The 1,973-nt window shown below is 54.7% G+C and carries 2 protein-coding genes; one reads left to right on the top strand and one right to left on the bottom strand.

Going from position 1 to position 1,973, the window contains the following annotated elements:
- A partial coding sequence (locus tag D6694_00775; GenBank protein RMH48196.1) for a hypothetical protein occupies nt 1-279 on the bottom strand: 279 nt, incomplete at its 3' end.
- Between the two features lie 298 nt (nt 280-577).
- On the opposite strand from D6694_00775, the gene D6694_00770 reads away from it, so the two are divergent.
- Nucleotides 578-1,973 (top strand): hypothetical protein (locus D6694_00770; GenBank protein ID RMH48195.1); only part of this gene is annotated, 1,396 nt, incomplete at its 3' end.

Raw genomic sequence — 1,973 nt, 5'->3', positions numbered from 1 at the left:
GATGATGGTCGTCTCCGGGCCCGCGCCCAACAGGGTCAGGTCCTTGCTGAGGGAGAGGGTCTCGGTGTAGGTGGCCGGCGCAACCACGATAATGTGGCCGTCCGCGGCCGCATCCACAGCCTCCTTGATGGTGGTATGGCACGGCAACATGCCTCCGCACAGTCCATCGGGATTCACGTAGTGAGTGACTCGCAGGGGGCGGGCGCGAACCGTTAGAGAAGCGAGCAACAAGAACAGCAGCAATGCCCCGCAAAACACCGTTTTTGACACGATTTTCATTTTTTGCCTCGCTAACGGCGGTAAAAAGGATGGGCGGCTCCACCGTCTTCAGAACCGGCCGTCGATAGTATACAGTATAGAAGGAATTCCTTCACGCCTCGCACATCGTGAACGCAACGCCTTGAAAGCCAGAAGCCCCTAGAAGCAAACCCATTGCAAATTGACTGTTATGTGCTAAGATTATTGTCAGCGAGGCGACAAAGGTCGCTTTCTCCATGAACATCTGTCCGTTTGAGTATACAGGAGTTCGGATGTGCGTATCTGGAAACTGTTCTTATCGTGGACTTTCACCGCCGCCTTGGGTCTGATCTTCTATCGCCCGGCTTTGGCTCAGTCCATTCACCCAGAAACTCCAACACCAACAGATGACACCCCATTTTTGACAGCCAGCTCTTGGCAACCTGCTGGGATTGAGCTCGTCAACTTTATTGGAGGTGTACCCAGTATGCTGGCTACCCAGGGACCTGCCCTCTATATTGGGGCCGGTGCAGCCCTGGAAGTGTTCGACATCAGCGCACCGCCTACCCCCCATCCGGTCACGAGACTCGTTTTTCCATCGTTCATTCAATTTCTGACAATGCAAGATGGGCTCGGTGTCGTGGTCACAGAGCAGGCCGTAGAGCTACTCGATCTCACGAATCCATTGCAGCCTGTCAGGCAGGGGCGTATTGCCGTCGAATCATCGCGGCTGGCAGCAATTGGTGATGGCAACCGGCTCATTCTTGCGACACGCACGACACTCGGCGTCTTTGACATCACAGATCCCAGTCGGCCGCGGTTCCTATCGCGCTATGAAGCGCAGCGGAATATCACGGCCGTTGCTCTCCATGGGCATTACCTCTACCTTGGCTTGTACGCTCGTGGCGACCTCCTTGTGTTGGATGTCTCTGCCGCAACGGGCCCGACTTTGGTGCAAACTACCCCAGTGGAACACGGCGAATCACCCCGAGGATACTTCGCCCAACTCGTGGTGCAAGATGACATCCTATACGCACTGTATCGTCGTGACTTGAACACAGGTGAGTTCTACACGATTGACATTTCGGTTCCCTGGGCACCTGAAGTCCGGGGCAGCTACCCGCAAAGCGCATATTCAGACAAGCAGCTAGACATTCGCAGTTTTGCCCTGGGGGACAACCACCGGATTTATCTCAATTTGCACACAGGAATCCAAACCTTGGATGCAAGCAACCCGTCTATGCCATGGGAACTCGGAGTCCTCTATACTGAAAAACAAGGCAGCTTCAAAACGGTGACTCGAAGCGGTCCCTGGCTCTTTGCACTACACGGTGACAGCGAAGGGATACGCCTTGTAACACTCAGTGATTCGGACATTGCCGGCGGCCCACATGAAACAGGGCGTGCAGACCTCACGCGCGATGTGAATGATCTGCTCACTTATAAGGACTACGTCTTTGCCATCAGCGGCGTGTGCTACACCATGGAAGACTGCACGAGCACCGTAGAAGTATTTCGAATCACGGATTCGTCCACTCCGCAAAGCTTGAACTCTTGGGACACCGACGCACTGATCCGACAAGCTGCGATAGAGGGGCACTTTCTGTACCTTCCGGCAGGTCAAGAGGGGCTCACCGTCCTCGATATTCAGGACCCTGTGCACCCTGTTCAGGTTGGCAAAATCACGGGTCTCGGCATAGTCGAACATGTTCACGTACGAGACGCCTATGCATATG

The sequence above is a fragment of the Gammaproteobacteria bacterium genome (assembly GCA_003696665.1).
In the GTDB taxonomy this organism is placed as follows: Bacteria; Pseudomonadota; Gammaproteobacteria; order Enterobacterales.
The sequence above is the reverse complement of the archived record's forward strand: the minus strand, read 5'-3'. Positions and strand labels throughout refer to the sequence as shown.